We start from the raw sequence: 25,995 nt of genomic DNA, 5'->3' as shown, positions 1-25,995 counted from the left end.
TCCGGGGCGGGCACCGGTCACCGGGGGCGGCGCAGGTTGCGCATCTTCTCCATCCCCTGCCGGGACCGGATGCTCCGCAGCAGCTCCGTGGTCACCTTCCGGAAGTGGCTGCACTGCTTGCCGAACTCACCCACCGACTCGTCCTTGCACGACTGCAGGAGCCGGTCGGCGTACTCCAGCCAGCTCTTGCCCTCCCACGGGCACGGGCCCTCGATCGGGTCGGCGGACTGGGTCAGCTCCGCGGCCAGCAGGATCGCCCGGGCCATCAGGAACCGGGTGACCGGGGTGACCCGGCCGGCGAGGTGGACCTGCTGGAAGACCCGGCACCCGTCGAAGAAGTGGAAGGCCCGGCCGGCCTGCTCGGGCTGCCGGTGCAGCTCGGCCATCCGCAGGTAGACCGCACCGAGGCCGCGCAGGAGCTGGACCTCGGTGAAGTTCTCCCGCAGGAAGTCGGCAATCGTCGAGTGGGCCTCGTCGGTCACCTCCCGGTCGGCCAGCGGATGCACCCGGGGGGAGGTGTCGAAGAGCTGGTGCAGCTGGTCGGCGAACCGGCTGCCCTCGGCGATCCGCCACACCCCCGGATCGGCGAGGCTGGTGACCACGGCGTCGCCGCTCCACCGCCGGTTGAGCATCGCCGCGACACCGGCGGTGTAGCCGTCGCTGCTCATGATCTCGGCGGCGACCTTCTCGACGTCGGCCCAGTCGATCTCCCGGGCCAGCTCCAGGTCGACCCGGGTACGCAGGATCACCAGCTGCTCCAGGAACGGCCCCTCCCGTTCCTCGGCGGCGAGCAGGTCCCCCGCCTCGACCAGCAGCGGACGGGGGTCGGGATCGTTGCGGGGCCAGGAGAACTGGGCGTAACCGACCACCGCCTCCACCATGGCCAGCCCGTGCCGCAACCGTCCCCGACCGTCGGGGGCGGTGACGGTCAACCGTCGGTAGGCCTCGATCGCCCGCCGGTACTCCCAGATGTAGCGGTGGAACTCCGCCCGGACCTCCAGCACCCCCGGGTGGTCCGGCCAACGCTGCTCGGCGGCCCGGATGAGATCCCACACCGCGCTGTTGTCGACGTCGTTGCGTCGGGTCACCCCCTGCTCGTCCCGGTAGGTCTCCAGCACCCCCAGCCACCGCCGGTACTGCCGCTCCAGCCCCACCTCCATCTGCAACAGCTCGATGGAGTGGCTGAACCGCCGCAGGTGACCGTCGAGCTTGTCCCGGCGCACCCGGTAGAGCCGACCGATGTTGGTCAGCCGTTCCTGATGCGGGATGCTGCTGACGTCGCGCCCCTCCGGGGTGGAGGCGGCCAGCAGGTTGCCCTCGTTGCTCCACCGGGCCCGGTGGCACCACAGGTCGAGCACCGCGTGGTGCCAGGTGGTGTGCTCCTGGTCGGCCAGCCAGGACTGCACCTCCCGGATCCGACGCAACAGCTTCTGGTCCCGGACCCGGGTACGGGGTGCGTCGCCGCGTGCCGGCGTGTCCACCTCGGCCCGCCAACCCCCCAACTCGCGTTGGATGCGCAGCTCACGCAGCAGCGACTGGGCGCCCGGCTGGTCGCCGTGCGCCCGTCTGGCGCACTCCAGGGCGGTCTCGGCCTCGGTCGTCGCGTCCCCGAACCGGTTGTTGCGGCGCAGGCAGTGCGCGACGAACAGGTGCACCTCCGCCTCGATGCCCGGCAACAGCGCGAACTCCCCGGCGGTCAGCACCAGGGCCATCGTCTGCTTCGCGGCCTCCAGTTGGCTGACCACGTCCGGGTCGCCGCGGTGCACGGCGTGCAGCAGCCGCCACACGTACATCCGGGTGTCGCTCGGCCACCGGCCCGGCGAACCCCACGACGACGTCAGCGCCTCGACGACCCGCCGGCCCGTCGCCGACTGGTCGGCGAAGGTCGACTGCTCGGCGACCAGCAGCGTCGTCACCCCGCACAGCCGCATGCTCCACAGACCCCGGTCGCTGTCCGACGCGGACAGGGCCAACCCCTCCTCGACCGCGGCCGTCGCCTCGGACAGGGTCGTCACCCGGTCGGCCAGGCGGTGCTGCCCCCGGGCCCGGCCGCACAGCAACCGGTGGCGCATCTGCAACACCGCGAACCGGTCCCGCAGGGTCACCGGTTCGGGCATCAGGTCGAACAGGGCGAAGGCGGTGCCGAGCGCGGCCTGCGAGTCGGTGACCCGTCCCGAGGTCAGCTGGAGGTCGACGGTGTTGAGCAGCCAGGAGATGGCCACGTTGATCAGGTCGGGTCGGCTGCCGCCGGCCGCCCGGGCGCACTCGGCCAGCACCGGCGCGGCCCGCTCCCGGGCCGGCAGCAGGCTGGTCCCCGCCCGCAGCCGACGGCCACCGATGAACAGCGCGGTGTCGATCGACTTCAGCAACCGGTGTGACAACGCGTCCCGGTCGGCCTGCCCGATCGCCTCCGCGACGGCGTCGGCGGCGGCCACGAACGCTTCGCGTACCTGCTGGGTCTGCCCGGTGGCCCGCATCGCCTGGTTGAGCTGGGCGGCACCGGCGACCACCGGATAACCGGAGGCGCGCACCGGCCGCTCGGAGCGGGCCTCCCCGCCGTCCGACGGTGACTCGGCGTCGGCCGGCGTGCCGACCGGGTCGGCGGCGGACGGCGCGGTCGCGGCCTCCAGCAGCACCGGGCTGAACGCCGCGTCGCCGGAGTGCGCGGCAGCGAGCTTGGTCAGCGTCTCCCGCAGCCGGGGATACCCGCCCACGGTCTCGTCGAGGCAGCCGATCGCCCGGTCGATGCCTTTCATGACGTGCCGGTCGGAGTTGGCCGGGTGCCGCTGCCGCTGCGTCAGCACCGCCATGACCAGGGCGAACATCGCCTCGGCGACCGGTTCGTCGAGCTGGTCGGGGGTCAGTTCGGCGCCGTCGACGAGGGCCCGGCCGTAGACGTTGCCGCCGCCGGTGCCGCGCAGGGTGGCGGTCAGCGCGTTGCTCAACGCGTGCCGGGTCGACCGGCCCAGGTCGAGCCAGAGCGTGCCGTCGTGCTCCTGCTGGGTGAGGATGCGCGCCTCGACCAGGTGGTGGGTGGCCATCGCGGTGAGCCCGCACCCCATCGACTCGAGCAGCTCGGAGGACATCCACAGACCGTCGGTGACGGCCCAGGCGGTCAACACGGCCAGCGCGCCCGGTCGACCCCGTCCGCCGTCGGTGCCGGTCCACAGCGCGAAGCAGTCGACGTCCCGCAGACCCGCGCCGACCGTCGCGGCGGAGCGGCGCAGCAGCGCGTCGACCAGGTGCTCGACACCGGCCTGTTCGATCCGCTTGTTGAGTACGTCGTTGGCGAGCTCGTCGATCCCGTTGTGCAGCACCCCCGGCAGCCGGACCAGCTTGTCGTCCAGCTCCGTCCAGAGCCGCCCCTCGGCGAGCCCGGCGATGGTCAGACCGCCGCCGTACACCGGGTCGGAGAGCACCTGGTCGACCAGCGCGGTGGCCTCGTCCTCGCTGAGTTCCCGCAGCTGGATCACCGGCAGGTAACGCAGCCGGCCGTCGCCGCTGACGCTGACCGGTGCCCGGGTCGCCACGATGACCAGCGCCTGGTCGAACACCGGCAGCTCCAGCAGCCGCTCCAGCTCGGCCCGGACCACCTCCGGCGTGGTGCCCAGCCGGGACCCCTCCACGAACAGGATCAGCCGACGCCGGTGCAGCTGCTTCTGCAACTCGTCGACCAGGGTCAGCCGGACCGCCTCCGGGTAGTCCACGCCGTAGTCGGTGACGTCGTCGATGGTCACGTCGAGTTCCCGGGCGAGCACCCCGAGCACCGGCTCGGGCGCACTGCTGTTGGGAATGTCCAGCCGCAGCAGGGCCACGTCGGCGACCCGGTCGGCCTGCTCGGCGAAGCGGGCCAGCACCTCGTCGACGAAGTACCGCTTGCCCGCGTGCCGGGGCCCGACGACCGGCAGGACGGCACCCTGCTTCCCCAGGCTGGCCGCGCCCCGGGCCAGCTCCGGGACCCGGCCCTCGAACGGCACCTGACGCGTCGGCCAGGCACTCTCGAAACCGGCCCGGTCGCTGTGCTCACCGGACGCCCCCGGCGACCGGCGGGGGAACGGCACCGGCCGCTTCTCCGGCGGTCGCCAGGCCACGTTGCGCACCCAGCCCCGGTCGAACTCGGCCGGGCTGCGGGCCGGTCGGGGATAGCCCGCGCCGGCCAGCAGCTCCCCGGCCTCCCGCAGCACGTCCGCGGGCGTCAGCCACTGCGCCGCGTCCGCCCCGCCATGGGCGAGGACGTCCAGCAGCGCCCTGGTGAACGGGGTGTGCAGCTCCTCCGGGCCGGCGTCCAGCGCCGGCCCGCTGCGGACGGCCGCCAGCAACTGCCAGCCGCTGAGTTCCTCGTCCACCCGGAACGGCTCCGCCGGCAGGGCGGCGCTGGCGTTGCCCGCGTGACAACAGTCGAGAATCAGCAGCCGGTGCCGGGCACCGGCCCCCTGCGCGGCGGCCACGAAACCCTCCACCGGGAACTCGGTGCCGGGGTTGTCGGTGGCCTCCCGGGGCAGCAGCCGCATCGACCGGCCCACCCGGACGGCGTGGCCGGCGTAGTAGACCACCAGCACGCCGTCCTCGCCGACCAGTTGCGCCGCGTCCTCGACGTAGCCGGCCAGGTCGTCGGCCGACGGGTCGTGCACCACGTTGATCCGCCGCCTCGGCAGGCCCCACACGGCGGGGTCGGCGAACGCGGTGGCCAACGCCTCGATGTTGTCCCGCGCGGCAGGCACGGTCAGCGCCAGGTGGTCGTACCGGCTGACGCCCAGCAGGACGGCGCGGGACTTCGTCGGGTCGAACCGTGGTTGGTGCGCAGTGGTCACCGCAGGCCCTGCCGGAGCACCGCGATGACGTCCTCGGCCGAGCCGCTCGCCTCGATCTTCACCTCCCGGGTGCCGTCCGGGCTGTCGGTGAGGGTGACCGTGACGGTGGTCTCCGCACCCCGACGGGCGCCACGTCGGGCCTGGAACCAGTCGTACACCGCCTGGATCACCACGGGCAGCAGGACGTCCTGGCCGACGAACTCCAGCACCTCGGCCGCGCCCAGGGTGCCCGGTTCGGGGGCGGTGTGCAGCAGCCGGACCCGGGCGTCACGCAGCTCCGGATCGGCCGCCAACTCGTCGCGAAGGTCGTGCACCGGCGACTCGTCGGAGGCCGAGACGGAGAAAATCAGACGCATGCCGCCATCATGGCCCACGTCCTCGCGCGCTGTCAGCCGCCGGACGCGTTCCTGTCGTCCTGTCGACACAGTCACTCCGACCGTCCACTGCGGCCGGTCCCGGTGACCGAGGTGGTGGGACGCCGGACGGTCCGTAGTGGAGCGCGGTCGCGGCGTCCCGCCTCACGGCCGCCGGGCCTCGGACGAAGGCGGAGGCGCGGTGGCCGGTGGGTGCTCGGCGGGCCCGCCGTCGCCCTCGGCGGGCGGGAACGCCAGCGCCACCGTCAGGTCGAGCACCGTGCCGGGCTCGTTCAGCCGGTCGCCGTACAGCTCGCGCAGCCGACCCATCCGGTAGCGGACCGTCTGCGGGTGCACGAACAGGTCGGCGGCGACGTCGTCGCGGCGGCCCTGGTGCAGCAGCCAGGAGCGCATCGTCTCGGCCAGCCGCGCGGCGGTCGCCGGGGAGAGGTCGGCCAACGGCGCGAGCACCTGGGCGCGCAGGTCGGCCAGCGCCTCCGGGTCGGTGTGCAGCACCAACCGGGCGAGGTGCTGCTCGGTGTCCAGCGCGGTGCCGTCCGCCGGTCGCGGCACACCGAGCACGAGCGCCTTCAACACCCGCTGGTACGACCGGGCCACCGCGACCCAGGGGCGGGCCGGCCCGAGCACCGCGCGGTGCCCGTGCAGCACCGTGCCGAGCTGCCGACGCCGGCTGCCGTGCATGTCGGGTACGAGCAGCAGCGCCTCCTCCTCGGCCCGCTGCGCCCCGGGCAGGTCCTCGCCGCTCTCCAGGGTGTGCGGGGGCAGCACCGCGAGCACCCCGCGCAGGCTGCTGCGGGGCAGCACCACCACGGTCAGGGTCTGCGGCGGGGACCACTCGGCCCGTTCGGCGCTGCGCCGTAGTACCTCCTCCGGATCACCGGCGAGCAGGTGCTGGGTGAGCCGGTCCAGGTCGCGCCGCCGGGCCCGGCCGACGTTGGCCAACTCGTCGGAGTGGCCGGCGACACTGGCGGCGGAGAGTTCGTCGATGTAGGCGAACATCAGCTCGGCGAACTCGGCGACCGTCTCGGCGGACAACCCGCTGCGCACGGTGGTGGTGGAGACCTCCCGCCAGGCCACCCGGGCCCCCACCCGGTACGCGGCCAGCAGCGCGTCCATGCTCCGGCCGGCCCGCGCCTCCCCGGCGCCCAGCGCGTACGCGGCCTCCAGCGCCCGGCTCAGCGGGGTGCTCGGGTCGGCCGTCCCGGCCCGCTCGATGAGCTGGAGGAATGTGCCCAACGCCACCCGTACCGCGTTTTCGATCTTCTCGCGCATCTGGCCGGTGAGGGTGCCGGAGTAGGCGGACACCTCGGCGGTGATGGTGGTGACGGTGTGTGCGGCGACCATCGGCAGCCGGCCGCGTAACCGCTCGGCCACCTGGGCGTCGAGCTCCAGTCGACCGCCGAGCTGACCGGCTGCCCCTGATTCCGGCATGTTGTTCCCTCCGCACAAGTTACCGCATCGGATTCACCTTCCTTGGTCAAGATGTTATGCGGAATAGCGAGCACTCTGGGGTCATGACCACCACCGTCCCGCATCCCCCGGCGAAGACGTCCGTCCGGGACCGGCTCCTGCGGTTGGCCGAGACGGTCACCACCCCGCTGCTGCCGGCGGACTACCTCGACCTGGTCGCGCCGCTGCGCGCCGGGGCCGCCCTGCGCGGGCGGATCGTCGCCGTCGACCCGGAGACCCGGGACGCGGCGACCCTCACCATCCAACCCGGCCGCGACTGGCGTGGCCACCTCCCCGGCCAGTACGTCCGCCTCGGCGTCGACGTCGACGGGGTGCGACAGTGGCGGGCCTACTCGGTGACCTCCGCCCCGGACCGTCCCGACGGCCTGATCAGCGTCACCGTCAAGGCCATCCCCGACGGCCGGGTCAGCAACCACCTGGTCCACCGGACCCGGGTGGGCACCATCGTCCAGCTCGACCAGGCGACGGGCGACTTCGTCCTGCCCGACCCGATCCCGGCCCGGGTGCTCTTCCTCACCGCCGGCAGCGGCATCACCCCGGTGATGGGCATGCTGCGTTCCGGCGTGCCCACCCGGGCCGACGTGGTGGTGGTGCACTCCGCGCCGACCCCGGACGACGTCGTGTTCGGCGGGCAACTGCGTGCGCTGGCCGCCCAGGGCGGTATCCGGCTGGTCGAGCGGTACACCGACCGGGACGGCCTGCTCGGCGTCGACGAGCTGGCCGACCTGGTGCCCGACCACCTCGACCGGCAGACCTGGGCGTGCGGCCCGGTCGGGATGCTCGACGCGGTGCAGGAGCACTGGGCGGCGGCCGGCGTCGCCGACCGGCTGCACACCGAGCGGTTCCGGCCGACGGTCATCGCCCCCGGTGAGGGCGGCACCGTCACCTTCACCCGGGCCGGCCTCACCGTCGCCGCGGACGGCGGCACCCCCATCCTCGACGCCGGTGAGGCAGCCGGGGCGCTGATGCCGTCCGGTTGCCGGATGGGCATCTGCTACGGCTGCGTGCTGCCGCTGCGCCAGGGCGCGGTGCGCGACCTGCGCGACGGGACCCTCACCACCGCCCTGCCCGGCGACGGTGTGCTCATTCAGACCTGCGTGTCGGCGGCGGCCGGTACCTGCGACATCGATCTCTGACCAGGAGGCCGGACGTGACCGTCATCCAGCACAAGCCCGTCAACCCGATCGCCCACCTGAGTGCCGAGGACATCGAGATCCTCGGCAAGGAGCTCGACGCCATCCGGGACCGGGTGCTCGCCGAGCGCGGCGAGAGCGACGCCGCCTACATCCGCAAGGTGATCAAGACGCAGCGGACGCTGGAGATGAGCAGCCGCGCGGTGCTGCTCTTCTCGCTCTTCCCGCCGGCCTGGGTGGTCGGCACCGCCGGCCTGGCGGTGGCCAAGATCCTTGAGAACATGGAGATCGGCCACAACATCCTGCACGGCCAGTACGACTTCATGCGCGACCCGAAGATCCACTCCACCACCTGGGAGTGGGACCACGTCTCCCCGGCCGAGCAGTGGAAGCACTCGCACAACCAGCTGCACCACACGTACACCAACGTGCTGGGCAAGGACAACGACCTCGGGTACGGCATCATGCGGGTCGACGAGGACCAGAAGTGGTACCCGATGCACCTCGGCCAGCCGCTGTGGAACTTCCTCAACGCCTGCTTCTTCGAATACGGCATCGCCGCGTACGACCTGGAGCTGGGCCGCAACCTGCGCAAGGGCCGGCACAAGACCCCCGAGTTCCGGGCCCGGCTGCGCGGGGTCGGCCGCAAGATCCGCCGCCAGGTGCTCAAGGACTACGTCATCCATCCGCTGCTGTCCGGCCCGTCCTTCCTCAGCACCCTGGCCGCCACCTTCACCGCGAACCTGATCCGCAACCTGTGGAGCCACTCCGTGATCATGTGCGGGCACTTCCCCAACGGGGTGGAGACGTTCTCCAAGACCTCGATCGAGGGGGAGACCCGGGGTGAGTGGTACCTGCGGCAGATGCTCGGCTCGGCCAACATCAGCGGCAGCCGGCTGATGCACGTCATGACCGGCAACCTGTCCTTCCAGATCGAGCACCACCTCTTCCCCGACCTGCCCAGCAAGCGCTACCAGGAGATCGCCCCGCAGGTGCGGGCGCTGTTCGACAGGTACGGGCTGTCCTACACCACCGGCTCGCTGCCCAAACAGGTCGCCTCCGCCTGGTGGAAGGTCATCCGGCTGTCCCTGCCCAACCGTGGGGCGGCCCGGCCGACCACCGACGAGCGCCCGGCCCGCGCCCTCGCCACCTCCGGGGTCTGACCCCCGCAGGCGGCGGCCCGACGGCGGCCACGGTGTACACCGTGGCCGCCTGCCGGCACCGGTGCAGGTGGTCTCGAACGCGGCCTGTGGAGCCCCACCGGGCGGGTCCGAGCCGGCGCCGGCCGGGCCGGGCGGACCGTCAGTCGTCCCCGTCGGCCCGGCCCACGCCCCGGCCAGCCCCGCCGCCCGGCCAGCCCCGCCGCCCGGCCCGTCAGCAGCCGGTCCAGCGCACCGGGGTGAGCCGGTCACCCACGGTCCAGCCGACCACCATGCCGTTGTCCGCGATCGCGCCCGCCCGGACAAAGCGGATCTTGTTGGTCACCCCGGGCAGCGGCGTCACCCGGTCACCGTGCCCCACCGCCGACTCGCCGAGCACCACACCGCTGGCCGTCACACCGTAGATCCGCCACCCCACCGCCGGATGGACCGGCGTCGCCGCCCCGGTGCGCAGGTTCCACCGCTGGGGGGTCCCGTCGCCCTCCTCCGGGGTGTCGTCCACCCCACCGGCGGCCCAGTCACCCCGGCCCGCGCTCGCCCAGGCGCGGGGTTTGCCGGGCACGCTGAGCCAGCGGATGCCGCCGTCGGGGCGACGTACCCAGCCCGCGTAGCTCGGCGGTCCGGACGGCCCGACTGAGGTGCCGACGACGCTGCCGTCGTCCAGGACCGCGTTGGCGATCCCGTCGGTCAGCGGCGCGACAGTCTCGACCGCGTCCGGCCGGTCAGCCGGCCACCGCAGCGGGAGCTGGGTCTCGGTGGCCTCCACCGAGCCGTGTCCCACGATGTCGCCGCGTGCGTTGATCCCCTCGGCCCAGACGTTCGAGACGGTCCCCGGGACGGGTAGTTCGGTGAGCAGGCCGTCCTGGTAACGCCAGGGGCGGTACGTCGCGGACATGGACCCGTTGCCGATCACCACGCCGGCCGGGTTGATCCCGGTGACCTCTCCGGCCAGCGGGGTGTCCACGGCGGTGACCCGGTTGCCCTGCCAGATCAGCAGGACCTGCTCCCACACCCCGTCGGTGATCCGGGTGCCGATGCCGGCGACGAACCGGCCCGTCGGGTCCACCGCCTGGGCCTCGCCGTGCGTCACCCCCGCCGGCAGCGGCAGCGGATGCAGCGCGCAGTACCGCAGGCTGTCCCGGCGTGGGTCGGCAGCCGCCGTCCCGGGCAGGCCCAGTGCCGCGGTGAGCAGGCCGACCGCAGCCCCGGCGAATGCTCGTTGACCGATCATGGTGGCTCCTTCGGACGTGGTGGTCCCGGCACCCGCCCGGCCCGCCACGTCGGCCGGACCCGGCGCGACCGGCGCGGGTGGGTCCGGCGTACCGGCCCGTCCCGGTGTGTCGACCGGGCGGACCAGACGACGGTGCTGACTGTATGACGGTCGGGGTCGGGGCCGGGTTACGCGGTGTCCGATACGCGACCGGCCCCGCCGGGCCGTCCCGCGTCAGACCCCGCCGGGCCGTCCGGGGCGGTGCGCGATCATGGGGGTACGCAGCGGAGGGATTGAGATGGCCTACGTGTTCCTGCTGATCGCGATCAGCGCCGAGGTGGGCGGCACCAGCCTGCTCAAGGCGACGCAGGGGTTCACCCGGCTCTGGCCCACGGTGGGGCTGGCCGTCGCCTACCTGCTGGCCTTCGGGATGCTCGCGCTGGCCGTCCGGGACATCCCGGTCGGGGTGGCGTACGCGATGTGGTCGGGGCTGGGCACCGCGGCGATCGTCGCGATCGGCGCGGCCTTCCTCGGCGAGCCGTTGAGCGCGTCGAAGGTGATCGGGGTGGGCCTGATCATCGGGGGAGTGGTGGTACTCAACCTCGGCGGGGCGCACTGAGCCAGCCGCCTCGCCCCCGGCCCGCAGCCGGGGCCGCTGGCGGGGTGCGTGCGGGTGGGCACCGGATCGCCCGGGTCGGCACCTCCCGGTGCCGCCCGGTGGGCGCGGTGGCCGGTGGGCGCGGTGGCCGGTGCGACGCCACCGGGGAGGCGGCGGGACCCGGGCCCGCACGGCGGGACCCGGGTCCGTGCGTGGTTACCGGCGTCGGCTAGCGGCGGCCTGCGGAGTGCCGGTGCACCGCCTGCCGTCCCCGCAGGAACGCCAGCACGATCACCACCAGCAGCGCGACGAGACCGATGATCGCCAGCCAGCGGACCGCCTCCAGGAGCAGCCCGAGCAGGATGAGCGCGCCGCCGACGACACCGACGACGAAGAGCATGGCCCGCATGTCCACCTCCTCTGACAGCACTGACCGGGCGGCATTCCCGTTTGCCGCCGCCGTACGCCTCGACCGGCGTCGCGTCGCGTGCCCCGTGGGCGGTGCGCCACCTCCCGGTGGGCCGGCGTGGCCGGTGCCGGACCGGGCCCGAGCGGCCGGTGCCCCTGGGCCGGCCGCAGCGGTGGGACGGGCGTCGGGCGGGTCGCCGCAGGCTCAGCGCCGGGCGACGTAGACGGTGTTGGCGGACTCCCCGCCGGTCAGCGGGTTGGCGAACGGGACGACGTGCGCCTGCCAGGTGGGGAACACCTCGGCGAGGACCCGGCCGAACGCGTCGTCCGGCGGGTCGTCCGACCAGAGCGCGAACACCCCCTCGGGCAGCAGCAGGTCGGCCAGCCGGCGGAGGCCGTCGCGGGTGTAGAAGGCGGCGTGGCTGGGGTGCAGCACGTTGCGGGGGGAGTGGTCGACGTCGAGCAGCACCGCGTGGAAGCGGCGGCCGGGCTGGTCCGGGTCGAAGCCGACGCCGGCGGCGACGGTGGCGAAGAAGTCGGCCCGGACGAACCGGGTCCGCGGGTCCGGGGCGAGGCCGGCGGCGAAGGGGAGCAGTTGGCGGCGGTGCCAGTCGATGACGTCCTCGATCGTCTCCACCACCAGCACCGAGCGCACCCGGGCGTCCTCCAGGGCGGTACGCGCGGTGTAGCCGAGGCCGAGGCCGCCGACGACCACGTCGAGCGGCTCGTCGGCCAGCGGGGCCAGGCCCAGCCGGGCCAGTTCGATCTCGGCCACCGGAAAGAGGCTGGACATCAGGTACTCGTCGTCGAGCTTGACCTCGTACACGTCGACGTCGAGTGCGGGGTCGCGCCGTCGGCGCAGGCTGATGGCGCCGATCGGGGTCTCCCGCCAGGCCAGTTCCTCGAATCGCACGCCCACCCGGCCACCCTTCCACCGTCGTCGTGCCGGGATGCTACCGGGGCGACCGGTTCGGACCGGTGTCGGCTCGCGCACGCCCGCCGGCCGGGGTCCGCCCCGGCCGGCTCCCGGCCCCCGCCGGTCGGCGACGGAGGGTCAACGGGACATCGACACAGCGCATATCCTGTCCGCCGAGGACTCGCGGAAGGGACGCCATGCCGTCGCGGCAGGACCAGCTCCACTCCTACCAGTTCACCGTGCAGCGGGCCGTCGCCGCCCTGGTCATGCGGGAGACCGACCCGGCGCGGTCGCCGTTTCGCCGGTTGGCCGGCACCGGGTTGGCCAGTGTCCTGGTCGCGGCGATCGGGCTGGGCGGCTTCGCCCTCTACGGTCTGTTCGCCGGTGGCGGGTCGGCCTGGCGCGACACCGGGGCGGTGGTCGTGGAAAAGGAGTCCGGGGCCCGGTTCGTCTACCGCGACGGCAGGTTGCACCCGGTGCTCAACTACGCGTCGGCGCTGCTGATCGTCGGGGCGGACCGGTCCCGCACCGTGCTGGTGTCGCGTCGGTCCATCGAGGGGGTGCCGCGCGGCCTGCCACTGGGCATCGCCGACGCGCCGGATTCACTGCCCGCCCCCGGTCGGCTCTCCACCGCCCCGTGGACGGTGTGTTCGCTGGAGCCGACGGAGGCGGGTCGGGCGACCTCCCGGTCGGCCCTGCTGATCGGCCGGGAGGCGACCGGCGGGCGGCGGCTCACCGAGGAGGCGGTCCTGGTCCGGCACCCGGACGGCGGCCTGCACCTGATCTGGCACCAACGCCGGTACCTGCTGCGCGACACCGCCCGGGTGCTCGCGGCGCTGGCCGCCACCCGGGAGCGCGCGGTTCCGGCCGCCCCGGCGTTGCTCAACGCCCTGCCGGCGGGCGTCGACCTGGCCCCGCCCCCGGTGGCCGGTCTCGGCGAGCCCTCCGCCGAGGTCGCCGGAGCGACGATCGGGGACGTCTACCTGGTCCGCAACTCCGGCGGTGGCCGACAGTACGCGGTCGCCGAGCGGGCCGGCCTGGCCGGCATCACCGAACTCCAGGCCGCCCTGCTGATGGCCCGCACCGGCCAGGACGAACCGGCCCCGGTCAGCCTGGGTCGGTTCGCCGCGCTGCCCAAGCTGCCGGATCTGGTGCCCGCGGGCCCGGCCGCGCCGCCTCCGGCCCCGCCGCGCCTGGCCGGCGTGGACGACGGCGCGCTCTGTGCCCGGGTCGGCGTCGACGGCGTGGTCCGCGACATCAGGGTCGGCGCGACCGTGCCGGACCTCTCGGCCGCCGCCCGCACCGCCGACGGCTCGGGCGGGGTGCGCGTGGACCAGGTGCTGGTCGAGCCGGGCCGGGGCGCGGTGGTCGAGTCGGTGGCCGCGCCGGGTGCGGACGGCGGTGCGGTCTCCGTGGTCACCGACCTGGGCCGCCGCTACGTGCTCGCCGACGGTGAGGTGCTCGGGATGCTCGGCTACCAGGGGGTCACCCCGGTCCGGCTCCCCGCCGGCCTGGTCAGCCTGGTCCCCGCCGGCAGCCCTCTCGACCCGGCCGCCGCCCGGGCCGTCGCCGCCCCGTCCTGACCGATTCCGCCCACCCCGGGCGGTTCAGCCGGTCGGGCGGCGCAGCAGGCTGACCGCGAAGTCGGCGTCGTCCCGCCAGGGGCGCAGGTCCCAGGTGGCGAAGCGCTGGTCGAGGCGGAGGCCGGCGGCGGCCACGTCGGCGTCGAAGTGGTCGAGCCGGTAACCCCGGTCGAGACCGAAACCGACGAGCACCACCCCGTCGGGGCGCAGGTGGGCGGCGATCCGGGTCAGCACTGTCGGTTCGGTGCCGGCGGCGACGAAGGCCATCACGTTGCCGGCGACCACGGCGGCGTCGAAGGGCTCCCCCTCGCCGGAGCCGGCGAGATCCAACTCGGTGAGGTCGGCGACCAGCCAGCGGGGCCCGGGGTGGTCGGCGCGGGCCGCCTCGATCAGGGTGGGATCGGCGTCGACCCCGACCACCCGGTGCCCCCGCGCGGCGAGGGCGGCACCGACCCGGCCGGTGCCGCAGCCGGCGTCGAGGATCCGCGAACGGGGGGCCACCACCGCGTCGACCAGGCGGGCCTCACCCGCCAGGTCGGCACCCTCGGCGGCGAGCCGCCGGAACCGGTCGATGTACCACTGCGAGTGTTCGGGGCCGGTCTCGGTCGCCCACCGGGTCGGGTTGGTCATGTCGCCACGGTAACCGGCCTGCCGGGTGCCACGCGGCGGGCACGGACAGCTCGGGTCCCGGCCCGCGACACCGGCGGCCCCCGGTCGCAGGCCCGCAGGAGCCGCGCGGCGTCCGCCTGCCGCTGGCCCGTCACCTGCGGGTGACGCGGCTCAGGGCAGCTGGGCCACCGTGACGAACTCGTTGTAGGTGAAGACCTTGCCCATCGACCGGGGGAACGGGAAGGAGTACTGCTTGACCACCGTCATGCCGAGATCGCGGGCCGCCTGCGCCGCCTCGTCGAAGCCGACGAACCGGACATGGGTCGCGTCGCTGGCGTACCCCCGCTCCTGGGGGGTGATGAAGACGGCGGTGCCGCCGGACCGCAGGAACGGCAGGTAGCCGGAGATGACCTCCAGGGCCGCCTCGGCGGGCAGGTGCTCCAGCAGGTGGGCGGCGAGCAGCGCGTCGAACGCGCCGGGCCGGGCGTGCGGGGACTGGTGGAACTCCTCGATCGTGTACGCCTCCAGGCCGGCGGCCCGGGCGTGCGCCACCGACGTCGGGTTGTGGTCCACCCCGACCGCGCCCTCACCCAGGTTGGCCAGGTTGCGACCGAGGCCGCAGCCGACGTCGAGGGTACGCCCCAGCTCGAGCCGCTGGAGGTTCCACCGGTAGGGCGCCTGCACGTCGAGCACCTGCTTCCAGCGCGCGCCACCGAGACGCTGCAGCCGTTGGGTGTAGTCCTCGCCCTCGGTGCCCGCCGCGGTGTCCTGCTCTGCTCGACTCATCGCCGGCCTCTCTGCCCGTCGCGCAACGTCGCCACCCGGCGCGCGTGCGGAGGCACCCGGCCGGCCGTCGGATGCCCACCCCGACGCGGGCACCCCGACAGATGCTACGGACCCGGGCGGCCATCGTCAGCCCCCGTGAGCGGCGGTTTGGCACCGGGTCTTACCAGGTGACGCTCGGTGGCGTGGGGCCTCACCCTGGGTGTGCGCCGCCCCTGCTCCGGGCCGGCGGGGTCGGGCGACGGGCGGCGCGAACGGCGTCGGTCGGGCGGGACCGTCCAGCCCGTCGACCCTAGGATGGCGTGGGCCGGGCGGTCGTGGAAACCCGCCTGACCTGCCGTTAAGGTGCCGTCCACGGTGGAAAATCGCCGGTTTGCAGGGGCTTTTGCCGCAAATTTACTTGCCGGTAGGCGCTTAGGCTGAAACTCCTTTTCGCGCTAGGGGGATGATCGGCCGAATTTCGCCGTCCGATCTTCAGGTGCCGGTGGGCCCTTCGGTCCGACTCCGATCGATGATCTTTTCTCGGCCGCATCGAGCCCTATTCTGCTTCCATTGTGAAGTCCTGGGGGGGATCATGATCACAATCGACTGTTCCTGCGCGCCTGCCCACAGTGGAGCCGAGCCGGCCCGCTGACATGCCGCAACAGACGATCATCCAACAGTTCGCCGGGGTCGCGGCCACCCGTCCCGACCAGCCGGCGATCCTCGGCGAGACCCACGAGGTCAGCTACGCCGCCCTGGCCGCCACCGTCGGCGGGCACGCCACCGCGCTCACCACGGCCGGTGTCCGGCCCGGCGACCTGGTCGCCCTGCTCACCGGGCACGGCGTGGCCGCCGTCGCCGCGACCCTCGGCACCCTCGCCGCCGGTGGCGCGTACGTGCCGCTGGACCCCGGGTTCCCGGTCGACCGCCTCCGACGCCTGCTCGACGTCGCCGCCGACGTGCGGGTCGTCGCCTGCACCGCCGAGCACCGCGCGCTGGCCGACACGCTGTGCGCCGCACACCCCGGCACCGGCGTGCTGGTCCTCGACGACAGCGCGACCGCGCCGCTGAGGCCCACCCCCGTCGACCCCGACAGCCCGGCGTACGTGCTGTTCACCTCGGGCTCCACCGGCACGCCCAAGGCCGTCGCCCAGACCCACCGCAACCTGCGGCACGTCGTCGACAACCAGATCGACACCCTGGCGATCGGCCCGACCGACCGGCTCAGCCTGCTCGCCTCGTTCAGCGTCGACGCGGCCATCCCCGACCTCTACCCGGCGTTGCTCACCGGGGCCGCCCTCGTCCCGATCGACCTGCGCCGGCACGGCCTGGCGTACGCCGTCGAGCGGCTCGCCCGGCACCGGGTGACCGTCTACCACTCCACCCCGACCGTCTACCGGTTCCTGCTCGACACCCTCGGCGACCGGCGGCTGGACACCGTGCGGGTGGTGCTGCTCGGCGGTGAACAGGCCACCCACGCCGACGCCACCCGGGGCCGCGACCGGTTCGCCCCGGACTGTGTCCTGGTCAACGGGTACGGCGCCACCGAGATGACCTTCGCCGCCCGGTACGCGCTGCCGCTGGCCACCGCCGCCCCCGCCGCCACCGGCCCGCTGCCGATCGGCACGGCGTTGCCCGGCTACACACTGCGGCTGGCCGACTCCGGCGAGATCGTGGTGCGCAGCCGGCACCTCGCCCCCGGATACCTGGGCCAGTCGAGCGACCGGTTCGGTGTCGACCCCGACGGGATGCCCACGTACGCCACCGGTGACCTGGGGGCCAGGCTGCCCGGCGGTGAGCTGGTCTGCCTCGGCCGGCTCGACCGCCAGGTCAAGGTACGCGGGTTCCGGGTCGAGCTGACCGAGGTCGAGGCGGTCCTCGCCGACCAGCCCGGCGTCGCCGCCGTCCGCGCCATCGCCCGGGGCGGCGAACTGCTCGCGTACGCCGTGCCGGCCGAGGGTGGTCTCGACCCGGTGGCCCTGCGCGCCGCCCTCGCCCGGCGGCTGCCGGAACACGCGCTGCCCCGCGCCGTGCTGGTGCTCGACGCGTTCCCACTCACCGTCACCGGCAAGATCGACGAGCGGGCGTTGCCCGACCCGACCCCCGAGGTCCCCGCCGGGCAGGAGCCCACCACCGCCACCGAGCGCACCGTGCACGACATCTGGTGCGCGGTGCTGGGCCGCAGCGCCATCGGGCGGCAGGAGAACTTCTTCGACGCCGGCGGGCAGTCGCTGCTGCTCGGCCAGGTCCAGCAGCGCATCGCCGAGCGGTTCGGGGTGATGCCGCCCATGGTGCGGCTGTTCGCCCACCCGACGATCGCCACGCAGGCCCGCCTCCTCGACGGGGACCACCCGGCCGTCGGCCTGCACCCGCCCGAGGCGGCGGTACGCACCGCGGCGGCCCCCGCGCCGACCCTGCCCACCCCGGCCACCCCGCCGGTCGCCGCCCGCGAGTACACCGGCGACGAGATCGTGGTGGTGGGGCTCGCCGGTCGGTTCCCCGGCGCACCCGACGCGGCGACCTTCTGGTGGAACGTCTGCGCCGGCGTGGACTCGATGCACGACCACACCGACGCCGAACTGGACGCCCTCGGCATCGGGCCGCGACTGCGCGCCGACCCCCGGCACGTGCGGGCCGGCGGCCGGCTCGACGGGGTCACCGACTTCGACGCCGAGTTCTTCGCCATGGGCGACGAGGAGGCCGCCCGCACCGACCCCCAGCACCGGCTCTTCCTGGAGGCCGCGTGGGAGGCGCTGGAGGACGCCGGGCACGACCCGACCCGCTTCCCCGGCCTGGTGGGCGTCTACGCGGCCACCTCCGCCAACCGCTACTTCCTGTTCCACCTGATGGACAACCCGGCCGTGGTCGGCGACGTCGACCCGGACGACTGGGAGGCCCGGCTGATCGGCCGGCAGGCCACCGACCACCTGCCCGGCCAGGTCGCGTACCGGCTGGGGCTGACCGGGCCGGCGGTGGCGGTGCAGAGCGCCTGCTCCAGTTCGCTGGTCGCGGTCTGCCTCGCCGCCCAGAGCCTCGCCGACTACCAGTGCGACATCGCCCTCGCCGGCGGTGTCAGCGTCACCTGGCCCCGCTACCGGGCCACCCCCGGCGGGCTGGCCTCCCCGGACGGCCGCTGCCGCGCCTTCGACGAGGCCGCCGAGGGGTCCGGTTTCGGCTCCGGCGTCGGGGTGGTCGCGCTGCGTCGGCTCGCCGACGCCCAGGCCGACGGGGACCGCATCTACGCCGTCCTGCCCGGCTGGGCGGTCACCAACGACGGCCCCGACCGGGCCGGGTTCGCGGTGCCCGGCCCCGCCGGGCAGGCCGCCGCCGTCGCCAACGCCCTGGCCGCCGCCGAGGTCGCCCCCGGCGAGGTCCGCTTCATCGAAGCCCACGGCAGCGGTACGCCGCTGGGCGACGCCATCGAGGTCGCCGCCCTGCACGAGGTGTACGGCGGGGCGGCCCCCGCCGAGTCCTGCGCGCTCGGCTCGGTGAAGACCAACATCGGTCACCTCGACGCCGGGGCCGGCATCGCCGGTCTGATCAAGACGGTGCTCGCCGTCCAGCACGCGGTGATCCCGCCGAACCTGCACTTCACCCGACCCCACCCGGAGATCGACCTGGCCGGGGGCCCGTTCTACGTACCGACCAAGGCCCGGGACTGGCCGGATGCGCCGCGCCGGGTGGCCGGGGTCAGCTCGTTCGGCCTCGGCGGCACCAACGCGCACGTGGTGGTGGAACAGCCGCCCCCGGTCGCACCGGCCGAGCCGGCGGCCCCCCGGTCCTGGCTGCTGCCGGTGTCGGCGCGCACCCCGCAGGCGCTGCGCGCGGCGTTGACCCGGCTGCGTACCCACCTGGCCGGCACCGGGCCGGAACTGTCCGAGGTGGCCGCCACCCTGGCCCTGGGCCGGCGTTCCTTCGGCCGGCGGGCCGCCGTCGTCGCCGCCGACCTGACCGAGGCGATCGCCGGGCTGGACGAACTGCTCACCACCGGCGTCACCGTGGCCGGTGCGCCCGGCGCACTGCGGGACCTGGCCGCCGGGTGGGTGGCCGGCCGGGACGTCGACTGGGCCGCGCTGCACCCGGAGGGCGTCGTGCGGCGCACCGGGCTGCCCGGCTACCCCTTCCAGCGCCGGCGGCACTGGATCGATCCACCGCAGAGAGGCGCACGGTGAACTGGTTCGTCTCGCCCGGAAGCCGACCCCTGGCACCGGTGCAGTTGTTCTGCCTGCCGTATGCCGGGGGTGGGGCCAGCGCCTTCCGCCGCTGGCCGGCGGAGATCGGCCCCGACGTCGAGGTGCTGGCCGTGCAGCTGCCCGGCCGGGAGAACCGGATCAGCGAGGACGCCGCCTTCACCGTCGCGGAGGTGGCCACCGCCGTCGCCGACCGGGCCGACCGCCCGTACGCGATCTACGGGCACTCGATGGGCGGCCGGCTCGGCTTCGAGGTGGTCCGGGAACTGCGCCGCACCGGCCGTGAGCTGCCGCTACGGCTCTACGTCGGTGGTGCCCGCGCCCCGCACGTCACCGCCGCGAGTCTCTTCGACGGGCTGTCCCAGGTGGCCGACGACGAACTGCTGCGCCGGCTCGCCGACGGCGGCGGCCTGCCCGCCGGCCTGCTCGACCACCCGGAACTGGTGGAGCTGCTGCTGCCGTTGCTGCGCGCCGACTTCGGCCGGGTCGACAGTTACCGGTACGTCCCCGAGGCGCCGCTGCCGGTGCCGGTGGTGGCGTTCGGCGGCCGGGCCGACCGGGCGGTCAGCCGGGAGCACAGCGCCGGCTGGGCCGGGCACACCGCAGCCGGCTTCACCCTGCACGAACTCGACGGCGGGCACTTCTTCCTGCACGACCGGTTGCCCGACCTGCTCGGTCTGATCCGCGCCGACCTGACCGCCGCCCTCGGCTCCCCGCCGCCCACCACCCCCGGTGCCCCGCGTACCGAGACCGAGACCGGCCGGGTCGCCTCGGTCGGTGCCGGCCGCGCCCCGGGGTCCGTCGCGGCGGTGCCGGCACCCGGCACGGGTGGGCCAGCCGACCACCGGGTGCCGCTGGGCGACACCGGCTGGTCGGTGTGGCGCGACGCGATCCTGCGCAGCACCGGCTTCCCGGCCGACGGCCTCGTCCTGTTCGCCGCCCCGGCCGCCGCCGCGCTCGCCGACGAGCTGCTGGCCACCGGCAGCGGCGTCGAACGCTTCGACAAGGAGTTCGACGAGGCCGTCCGCGCCGCCGGGCAGCGGTTCACCGAACTCGCCGCCGACCCGCTGGTGCGCGAGGCGGTGACCTGGCAGAACCGGGGCGCGCTGGTGGCCTTCGACGGGCTGGTCCGGGGCGGTCCCGACGCGCCCCGCAACGTGCGCCGTCGCGACCGGGAACGGGCCCTGCTCAAGTACTGGCAGCGGTACTGCGGCAAAAACGAGACGGTCGGCTTCTTCGGCCCCAGCTGCTGGGTGACCGTCGACCCGGCGCAGCCGGAGACCGCCCGGCTGCGGGTCGGCCCGGAACTGACCCGGCGACGGTGGGTCCGGTTCGAGTCGTGGGCGCTCGACGAGTACGCCGAGTGCATCGGCGCCGAACTCGCCGTCCGGCGCTGGTGGCCGCCGGTGCTGGCCCCGCAGGTCGCGGTGCGCGACCGCAGCGTGCTGCGCCCCGGGCAACCACCGGTGGCGCTGTCCCCGGTGGAGGCCGCGCTGCTGGCCGCCGTCGACGGCCACCGCCCCGCCCACGAGCTGGTCGCCGACCCGGCCATCGGGCTGCGCCGGCCCGAGGACGGCTACACCCTGCTCGACCGGCTCGTCGAACGGGAGCTGCTCACCTGGGACGCGGCCCTGCCGGTCAGCCCGGCCGCGGAGGAGGTGCTGCGCGCCCGGATCGACGCCATCGGCGATCCGGCGGCCCGGCTGGCCGCCCGGTCCGGGCTGGACCGGCTGACGGCCGCCCGCGACGCCGTCGCCGCAGCCGCCGGTGACCCGCACCGCCTGGGCGACGCCCTCGACGCCCTCGACACCACCTTCACCGAACTGACCGGGCGGTCGCCCCGACGTCGGGAGGGCCGGATGTACGCCGGCCGCACCCTCTGCCACGAGGACACCGCCCGGGATCTCGACGTCACCCTCGGCGCCCCGTTCCTGGCCGACCTGGCCGCGCCGCTCGACGTGCTGCTGCGGGCCGCCCGGTGGATGGTGGCCGCCCTGGCGCAGGCGTACGACCGGGTGTTCCGTGAACTGTACGACGAACTGCGCGGCGAGACCGGGGACGCCCCCGTCTCCCTGGCCGACCTGTGGTACCTCGCCCAGGGACTGTTCTGGGGTGCCGGCGACCGCCCGGTCGACGCGGTCGCCGCCGACTTCGCCGCCCGCTGGGCGGGACTGTTCGGCTTCGCCGGGCTGCCACCGGGTACCCGGGAGGTGCGCCTCGCCGCCGCCGATCTCGCCGACCGCGTCGACGAGGTCTTCCCGGCCGCCCCGGCGCACTGGTCCAAGGCCGTCCTGCACAGCCCCGACCTGCAACTCTGCGCGTCCGACGCGGAGGCGTTGGCGCGCGGGGAGTACACCGTCGTGCTCGGCGAACTGCACGCCGCGTGGGCGTCCTTCGACTGCGAGGTGTTCATCCCGGCCCACCCCGACCCACAACGGCTGCGGGACGCCCTCACCACGGACCTGGGCGGGCGTCGGCTGCGGCTGCTGTACCCCACCGACTGGCCACGGCGGACCAGCCGCACCGCCGAAGCCCTCGCCGGGCCCAGCGACCGGCAGTTGGCCTTCGCGGCGGCGCCCGGGGCCGACCCGGCCCGGGTGCTGCCCACGGTGGCGCTCACCGTGTCCGAGCGGGACGGCCAGCTGGTCGCCACCGCCGCCGACGGCGAGAGCTGGCCGCTGACCGAGGTCTTCGGTGAACTGCTCAGCGCCCACGCGGTGGACGGGTTCAAGCTGGTCGCCGCCGCCCCGTACACCCCCCGGGTCACCATCGACCGGCTGGTGGTGGCCCGGCGGACCTGGCGCACCACGGTGGGGGAGAGCGGTCTGGCCGACGCCGCCGGGGAACGTGACCGGTTCCTCGCGGTGCGGGCCTGGCGACGCCGCCTCGACCTGCCCGAGCAGGTCTACGTCAAGCTCGGCAGCGAGACCAAACCCTGCTACGCCGACCTGAGCAGCCCGGCCTTCGCGAACATGTTCTGCGCCATGGTGCGGGCGGCCCGGATGGGCGACGGCCCCGGGGTCTCCCTGACGGTCAGCGAGATGCTGCCCGGCCCGGACGACGCCTGGGTGCCCGACGCGGCCGGCCGCCGGTACCTCAGCGAACTGCGCCTGCACGTGGTCGACGACACCGCCCGGGACGACCGGTGAACCGGCACACCGTCCGCCCGGTGGGGCGTACCGCACCAGCAACCGTACGGGGAGCGACGTGACCGACATCCTGTCCATCAGTGCCGTCACCGGGGAAGCACTGCCCTGGCCGGACGGGACGCTGGCCGAGCTGATCGCCGAACGGGCGGCCCGCTGCCCGGACGCGGTGGCGGTGCGCCAGTGGGACGACCGGCTCACCTACCGGGAGCTGGTCGGTCGGGCGGCGGGCCTGGCCGCCGCGCTGCGGGCCCGGGGGGTGGGCCGGCAGACCCGGGTGGGGATCTGCGCCCACCGCCGGCCCGACCTGGTGGTCGACGTGCTGGGCGTGCTGCTCGCCGGGGGCTGCTACGTGCCGTTGGAGCCCGGTGGCCCCCGGCAGCGGCTGCGGGAGATCGCCGCCGACGCCGGGGTGACGCTGGTGGTGGGGGACGCGGCGGCGGTCGAGTTCGCCGACACCCCCGGCGTCGAGGTGGTCACCGCCACCGGCCCGGCCCCGTCGGCACCCTGCCCGGCGCGGGCCGGCGACCCGGCGTACGTGCTGTTCACCTCGGGTTCCACCGGCCGACCCAAGGGGGTGCTGACCACCCACCGCAACGTGGTCGAGTTCGTCACCGGCTGCGCCGCGCTCAGCGCCGCCGACGCCGGGGTGCGCAGCCTCGGCATCGCCTCGCTCGGCTTCGACGCGGCCAGCATCGACCTGTTCGTCCCGCTGCTGCTCGGCGGCAGCGTGCAGCTGCTCGGCGTGGACGACCGCTCCGACCCGGACCGGCTGGCCCGGTTCATCGTCGCCCACGACGTGAACTGGGGTTTCATCACCCCGACCGTGTTGTCCATGCTGGACCCGGCCCGGGTGCCGGGCTGGCGGACGGTGCTCTGCGGCGGCGAGGCCGTCCCCGCCGAGCTGGCCGCCCGCTGGGCGCCGGGACGACTGCTGCTCAACGGCTACGGCCCCACCGAGACCACCGTGCTGGCGGTCAGCGGTGAGCTGACCGCCGCCGACACCGACCCGGTGCCGATCGGGCTGCCCCTGCCCAACCACCGGGCGTACGTGGTGGACGACGCGCTGCGGGCGGTGCCGCCGGGGCAGACCGGTGAGCTGCTGATCGGCGGGCCGGGGCTGGCCGACGGCTACCTCAACCGGCCCGGCCTGACCGCCGACCGGTTCGTCCCCGACCCGTTCTCCGGGCTGCCCGGCGAGCGGCTCTACCGCACGGGCGACCTGGTCCGGCAGGCCGAGGACGGGCGGATCGTCTATCTCGGCCGGGCCGACCGGCAGGTCAAGATCCGGGGCCAGCGCATCGAGTTGGGCGAGGTGGAGGCCGTGCTCGCCGGGGTGCCCGGCGTCGACCGGGTGGCCGTGGAGGCGGTGCCCGGCCCGGCCGGGACCGAACTGGTCGCATTCCTCACCCCGGCCACCGCGCCCGACGACGACACCGTCCGGGCGTACGCCGGGGGGCGGTTGACCGCCGCGATGCTGCCGGCGCGGCTGCTGCGCCGCGACGACCTGCCGGTCAGCGCCATCACCGGCAAGCTGGACCGGCCGGCGCTGCGGGCGCTGGCCGACGCCGCCCTGACCGTCGTCCCCGCCGACGGGCCGACCGACGAGCCGACCGACCCGGTCGAGCGGGTCGTGCGGCGGGTCTGGACCCGGCTGCTCGGCGCGGCACCCGCCCCGGACACCGACTTCCTCGCCGCCGGTGGCAACTCCGTCGCCGCGATGCGGCTGGTCGCGGCGTTGCGCGCCGAGCTGGGCCGGCACGTCGACACCCGGGACGTGCTGGCCGGGCGCACCCCGGCCGCGTTGGCCGCCCGGCTGCGGGCCGCCGCGCCCGCCGACGCCGACGGGCTGACCACCGGCAACCCGCCGACGTTGTCCCCGCCGCAGCGCCGACTGTGGTTCGTCGACCAGCTCGCCCCCTCCAGCGCCCCCTACAACATCGCGGTCGCGCACCGGTTGCGTGGCCCGCTGGACACCGGGGCGCTCGGGGCGGCGCTGCGGGCCGTGGCCACCCGGCACGACGTGCTGCGCTGGCGCATCCCGCAGAACGCCGGGGTGCCCTACGCGGTCTGCGAGGAACCGACCGACGTGGCGGTGCCGGTGGTCGACCTGACCGGTCGCGCCGACGCCGGGACCGAGCTGGCCGGGATGCTCGCCGCCGGTGCCGCGCACGCCTTCGACCTGGCCACCGGGCCGCCCTGGCAGGTGACCGTCTACCGGCTCGGCCCCGACGAGCACGTGCTGGCGATGACCATGCACCACGCGGTCTTCGACGGCTGGTCCGAGGCGGTCCTCTACGCCGACCTGGCCACCGGGTACGCGCAGGCCGTCGCCGGTGCGTCGCCGGCCCTGCCGCCGCTGTCCGCCTCGTACGCCGACTACGCGGTGTGGCGCGACGCGCGGGACCGCCGGCAGGGCCCCGCCGACCTCACCTGGTGGACGGAGCACCTGCGGGGCGTGCCGACCGTGCTGGATCTGCCCCGCGACCGCCCCCGCCCGGCGGTGCAGACGTACGCCGGGGCGGAGGCGGCGGTGACCCTGTCCGCCACCGCCGACCGGGCGGTGCGGGACCTGGCCGAGCGGCGCGGCAGCACCGTCGCGGCGGTGCTGCTGGCCGGCTTCGCCGAGCTGCTGCGCCGGCTCACCGGCGGCGACGACCACGTGGTCGGGGCGATCGTCGCCGACCGTCGGCTGGCCGCCTTCGACGACGTGGTCGGCTTCTTCATCGACACCGTCCCGGTGCGGTTGCGCACCGGCCGGGCCGACGGTGCCGGCGGTCCGGGCGCGGCCGGTGGGGTGGGTTTCGGTGAACTGGTCGACCGGTGCGCCGCCGAGCTGCACGAGGCGACCGCCCACCCGGGCGCACCGCTGGAGAAGCTCGTCGAGACCCTCGGGGTGGGGCGGGACACCTCCCGGGCCCCGCTGGTGCAGGTGCTGTTCAACGTGCTCAACTTCGCCCCGCCCCGGCTGGCGCTGACCGGCCTGACCGGCGAGGTGGTCCCGGTGCCCAAGCCGGGCTCCCCGTTCGACGTCACCGTCTACGTGGTGCAGCGCGACGGCCGGTGCGGGGTGGACGTCGTCTACAACCCGGACCTGTTCGACGCCGACCGGATCGACGCGCTCCTGGCCGACCTGGTCGACCTGGTCGGCGCGCTCGCCGCCGACCCGCACAGCCCGGCCGACACGGTCGCCGTGGCGCTGCCCCGGCCCACCGTACGGGTGGCGGCGCTCGGCGCGATGACGGTGGCCGCCACCGCACCGGCCCCGGTCGCGCCGGTGCCGACCGGTCCGGACGAGCTGACCGGAACCGAGGAGCTGATCGCCGGCATCTGGCGGGAGGTGCTGGACCGCGACCGGGTCGGGGTCGCCGACAACTTCTTCGACATCGGCGGGCACTCCCTGGCCCTGGCCGCGGTGCATGCCCGGCTCACCGCCGCGACCGGCCGGTCGATCACCATGCTCGACCTGTTCCGGCACCCCACCGTCCGGGCGCTCGCCGCCAGCCTCGACGGGGCCGCCGACCGACCCGAGCTGGCCCGCGCCGCGCTGCGCGCCGCCGCCCGGCGTGGCCGGACCCGTCGTACCCCACCGCCTCGCCGACCGCACCAGCCGTGACGCCGC

The 25,995-nt window shown here is 74.9% G+C and carries 15 protein-coding genes; 7 read left to right on the top strand and 8 right to left on the bottom strand.

The window, feature by feature from the left end:
• Positions 1-17: 17 nt before the first annotated feature.
• From AB0C22_RS06870 to AB0C22_RS06860, 3 genes are all read right to left on the bottom strand, one after another.
• Entirely contained in the window at positions 18-4,811 is a 4,794-nt protein-coding gene (locus AB0C22_RS06870) for a caspase family protein (RefSeq protein ID WP_357533910.1), read from the bottom strand.
• The gene (locus AB0C22_RS06865; RefSeq protein WP_208566394.1) at positions 4,808-5,167 is read right to left on the bottom strand and encodes a hypothetical protein; all 360 of its coding nucleotides are present in this window, start codon (positions 5,165-5,167) and stop codon (positions 4,808-4,810) included. The genes AB0C22_RS06870 and AB0C22_RS06865 overlap by 4 nt, the downstream gene beginning before the upstream one ends.
• Positions 5,168-5,329: 162 nt before the next feature.
• Positions 5,330-6,616, bottom strand: coding sequence for a helix-turn-helix domain-containing protein (locus AB0C22_RS06860; protein ID WP_357533908.1), 1,287 nt, complete (start codon positions 6,614-6,616; stop codon positions 5,330-5,332).
• 83 nt (positions 6,617-6,699) lie between these two features.
• Between AB0C22_RS06860 and AB0C22_RS06855 the strand changes: the two genes are divergently transcribed.
• Positions 6,700-7,791, top strand: a complete 1,092-nt coding sequence (locus AB0C22_RS06855; protein ID WP_357533906.1) for a ferredoxin reductase — start codon at positions 6,700-6,702, stop codon at positions 7,789-7,791.
• A 14-nt stretch (positions 7,792-7,805) separates the two neighbouring features.
• A complete protein-coding gene (locus AB0C22_RS06850) occupies positions 7,806-8,951 on the top strand; it encodes an acyl-CoA desaturase (RefSeq protein ID WP_357533904.1) in 1,146 nt (381 codons plus the stop codon).
• A gap of 211 nt (positions 8,952-9,162) precedes the next feature.
• On the opposite strand, the gene AB0C22_RS06845 is transcribed toward AB0C22_RS06850, so the two are convergent.
• Positions 9,163-10,179 carry a hypothetical protein gene (locus AB0C22_RS06845; RefSeq protein ID WP_357533902.1) on the bottom strand — a complete coding sequence of 339 codons (1,017 nt, stop codon included), beginning with the start codon at positions 10,177-10,179 and terminating at the stop codon, positions 9,163-9,165.
• 277 nt (positions 10,180-10,456) lie between these two features.
• On the opposite strand from AB0C22_RS06845, the gene AB0C22_RS06840 reads away from it, so the two are divergent.
• The gene (locus AB0C22_RS06840) at positions 10,457-10,777 is read left to right on the top strand and encodes a multidrug efflux SMR transporter (RefSeq protein ID WP_208566389.1); all 321 of its coding nucleotides are present in this window, start codon (positions 10,457-10,459) and stop codon (positions 10,775-10,777) included.
• Positions 10,778-10,985: 208 nt separating this feature from the next.
• Here the strand turns inward: AB0C22_RS06840 and AB0C22_RS06835 are convergent, their stop codons facing one another.
• Both AB0C22_RS06835 and AB0C22_RS06830 read right to left on the bottom strand, forming a co-directional pair.
• On the bottom strand, positions 10,986-11,165 hold the full coding sequence (locus AB0C22_RS06835) for a hypothetical protein (RefSeq protein WP_208566388.1): 180 nt from the start codon (positions 11,163-11,165) through the stop codon (positions 10,986-10,988).
• A gap of 204 nt (positions 11,166-11,369) precedes the next feature.
• Positions 11,370-12,083: a spermidine synthase gene (locus AB0C22_RS06830; RefSeq protein WP_357533900.1), complete on the bottom strand. Its 714-nt coding sequence runs from the start codon at positions 12,081-12,083 to the stop codon at positions 11,370-11,372.
• 194 nt (positions 12,084-12,277) lie between these two features.
• On the opposite strand from AB0C22_RS06830, the gene eccB reads away from it, so the two are divergent.
• A complete protein-coding gene (eccB, locus tag AB0C22_RS06825) occupies positions 12,278-13,663 on the top strand; it encodes a type VII secretion protein EccB (RefSeq protein WP_357533898.1) in 1,386 nt (461 codons plus the stop codon).
• A 24-nt stretch (positions 13,664-13,687) separates the two neighbouring features.
• Here the strand turns inward: eccB and AB0C22_RS06820 are convergent, their stop codons facing one another.
• A complete protein-coding gene (locus AB0C22_RS06820) occupies positions 13,688-14,293 on the bottom strand; it encodes a class I SAM-dependent methyltransferase (protein ID WP_219460876.1) in 606 nt (201 codons plus the stop codon).
• Positions 14,294-14,443: 150 nt separating this feature from the next.
• The gene (locus AB0C22_RS06815) at positions 14,444-15,058 is read right to left on the bottom strand and encodes a class I SAM-dependent methyltransferase (protein ID WP_091239114.1); all 615 of its coding nucleotides are present in this window, start codon (positions 15,056-15,058) and stop codon (positions 14,444-14,446) included.
• A gap of 632 nt (positions 15,059-15,690) precedes the next feature.
• Here AB0C22_RS06815 and AB0C22_RS06810 point away from each other — a divergent pair.
• From AB0C22_RS06810 to AB0C22_RS06800, 3 genes are read left to right on the top strand one after another with little or no spacing between them, the layout of a single operon-like run.
• Positions 15,691-19,209: an AMP-binding protein gene (locus tag AB0C22_RS06810; protein WP_357533895.1), complete on the top strand. Its 3,519-nt coding sequence runs from the start codon at positions 15,691-15,693 to the stop codon at positions 19,207-19,209.
• On the top strand, positions 19,206-22,376 hold the full coding sequence (locus tag AB0C22_RS06805) for a thioesterase domain-containing protein (RefSeq protein WP_357533893.1): 3,171 nt from the start codon (positions 19,206-19,208) through the stop codon (positions 22,374-22,376). Before AB0C22_RS06810 ends, AB0C22_RS06805 begins: the two co-directional genes overlap by 4 nt.
• 58 nt (positions 22,377-22,434) lie before the next feature.
• Entirely contained in the window at positions 22,435-25,989 is a 3,555-nt protein-coding gene (locus tag AB0C22_RS06800) for an amino acid adenylation domain-containing protein (protein WP_357533891.1), read from the top strand.
• Positions 25,990-25,995: the final 6 nt, after the last annotated feature.

The organism is Micromonospora sp. NPDC048894 (assembly GCF_040649765.1).
GTDB classification, from domain to species: domain Bacteria; phylum Actinomycetota; class Actinomycetes; order Mycobacteriales; family Micromonosporaceae; genus Micromonospora; species Micromonospora antibiotica.
The sequence above is the reverse complement of the archived record's forward strand: the minus strand, read 5'-3'. Positions and strand labels throughout refer to the sequence as shown.